This is a genomic window from Bacteroides sp. GD17 (genome assembly GCF_038448625.1).
Lineage (GTDB): Bacteria > Bacteroidota > Bacteroidia > Bacteroidales > Bacteroidaceae > Bacteroides.
This window is the reverse complement of the sequence record NZ_JBCEZS010000046.1, coordinates 1-2,544: the sequence shown is the minus strand read 5'-3', so window position 1 is coordinate 2,544 and position 2,544 is coordinate 1. Positions and strand designations below refer to the sequence as shown.

The following is a 2,544-nucleotide window of genomic DNA, read 5'->3' as shown; positions in this document are numbered from 1 at the left end:
CTGTTTGTGGCGCTGAAGAATGGTGCGATTGTGCTGCTGGCGAGGTTACAGAGTAGTTATCAGTTGGAGATATACCGTGAGTTCAGTAGGCGGATGTTTGCCAATTACTACCATCGAGGGTTGCTTTATTTGAAAGAAAAGAGCAGTGTCCGGTTGGGGCATGAGGTGAACTATGTCTGTTATATGTTCAGTTCGTGCGTATTGGCGCCCGTTTTTCGAATGGCGGGAGAGGCTGTGCTGGTGCTGCTGATGGTGACGGCTCTTGTTGTTTGGGAGCCGCTTGCAGGATGTCTGTTGTGTGTGGCTTTCCTGCTTCTGGCAAGTTTGTATATAGGGCTGGTCAGGAAACGTTTGCGCCGTTACGGCATGGAGGAGCTGGAGGCGCGGCGCAAGCAAAGCCGTACCGTAGTGGAAGCTTTTCGGGGGTATGCCGAACTGGAGATTGCACAAGCTTTCCACTCTTCCCTTGCTTCCTTTAACGAAGGACTGGAGTTTATTGTCCGGAACCGCTTGCGGATGGAGGTGTATCAGTTATTCCCGTCGTTTCTGTCGGAAGTGGCGATAGTGGGCGGGCTGGCATTGCTGATAGGTACGGGAAGCGGAAGTCCGGGATTGACGGGCGGCGTGTTTGCTGTGGCGGCTTTCCGGTTGATTCCTGCGGTGAGGGGGATATTGAACAGCTGGGTGACGTTGCAGAATGCATCACATACCATTACTGTGGTAGAAGAAGGAATAAGTGACAATACGGAAGAAACTGACAATACGGAGCAAAGAGAGAAATCAAAACGAATAGAGGAAACAAAATCAAAGGCACGGAGTGAGTTCTCATTGGTGCAGAATGAACCACCGTTTGTATTCGAGCATAACCTTGAATTACGTGGATTGAGTTTTGCTTTTCCCGATGGGCATATACTCTTCAGTAATCTAAATTTGAATATCAGCCGTGGCGAACGCATCGGCGTACGCGGAGCAAGCGGAGCGGGAAAGTCTACCCTCTTCAATCTGATGCTCGGATTCTTCTCGCCTACATCCGGCGAAATACTGATAGACGGCCGGGAACTGACTACTGCCAATCGAAGTGAATGGCATAAACTGGTGGGATATGTACCGCAGGAGATATTTATCATAGAAGGTACGCTTGCGGACAACATCGCATTGGGACAATCGCTGCCCGACCGGGCAAAAGTGATGCAAGTACTGGAGCAAGTACAACTCAAGGAATGGGCGGATGGATTACCGCAAGGCCTTGACACATCGTTGGGCGAATACGGCAGTCGATTATCCGGCGGTCAGAAACAACGCATCGGCATTGCACGGGCGTTATACAAGGAGGCTGAGGTCTTGTTTTTCGATGAAGCTACTTCGGCTTTGGATAACAAAACAGAACAAGAGATCAACCATGCTTTGGAAACGCTCTCCTTGCAACATCGTGAATTGACGCTGATTGTGATTGCCCATCGTGAAAGCTCGTTGGCTTTCTGCGACCGAATATTCGATTTGGATGTTTGTGATATAGTATATAATAATAAAATGTAAGAAGATAATGGAACAGGATTATTTGATAGCCGGACACCGTATCCGGGTGGAAGGTGACAAGTTGGTGCAAGCCATAGAAGCAATGCACGGATTCTCGGTATTTAAAACAGGGCTTGCCGGTGAACCGCTCTGTCGGTTTGTAGCATCTGAAAAAGCATTTGAAAGAAAAGAATTTGTATTTGGAAAAGAACTATATCGTAATGAAAGTGACGGCGTTATGAGCCGCTTTGGATATTATGCCGGCGGATATGCCTTTGACATGACTCCCCCGAATGGCGAACCGCTGAGATTGTGGATAGACAAGAATGGGCATACAGCCTGTTTCGAAGGTAACTTCACCCCTATGCTACTGCGTTTCGCCTGCTGGATGGCTTATGGAGTGGCGACAGCCCCTTTTCTGACTGTAGCGATTCATACCAGTACGATTCAGTATAAGAACAAGGCTGTGTTCTTTTTAGGTGAGAGCGGCACCGGGAAAAGTACACATACCCGGTTGTGGTGCGAAAACATAGAAGGCGCTATACTGCTGAATGATGACAGCCCCATCCTCCGTATCATCGACGGAAAGCCATGGGTGTATGGCAGCCCGTGGAGCGGCAAGACACCATGTTATAAGAATGAAAGTTATCCGCTGGCGGCTTGCGTACGTCTATCCCAAGCCCCACACAATGAAATAAAGAAACTGAGTGTATCTCGGGGATATGCAGCCGTACACCCTTCGTGCCCTCCTTGCTTTGCCTATGATGAAAGACTGTATGATCATATCAGTGGCGTTTTGAGTGTTCTACTTTCCACTGTACCGGTATATCACCTGTCTTGCCTGCCCAATGCCGATGCAGCCCGTCTATCATGCAAGACAATATTCGGCATATAGAGAAGGCATATAGAAATAGAAAAGGTACATATAAAGAAAGAGCGTATGAAGAAAATAGTGCTACCCAATAACTTCTTTTCCGAAGCTGCCGAAGCGCTGAAACAAGGCCATACCGTGAAACTCCTCATCGGTGG

At 48.4% G+C, this 2,544-nt stretch carries 2 protein-coding genes; both read left to right on the top strand.

The genetic code is table 11. From position 1 onward, the window contains the following. A partial coding sequence (locus tag AAE250_RS23440; RefSeq protein ID WP_342289495.1) for an ABC transporter ATP-binding protein occupies nt 1-1,536 on the top strand: 1,536 nt, incomplete at its 5' end. Nucleotides 1,537-1,543: 7 nt separating this feature from the next. After that, nucleotides 1,544-2,410, top strand: coding sequence for a hypothetical protein (locus AAE250_RS23435; RefSeq protein ID WP_342289494.1), 867 nt, complete (start codon nt 1,544-1,546; stop codon nt 2,408-2,410). Nucleotides 2,411-2,544 lie beyond the last annotated feature (134 nt).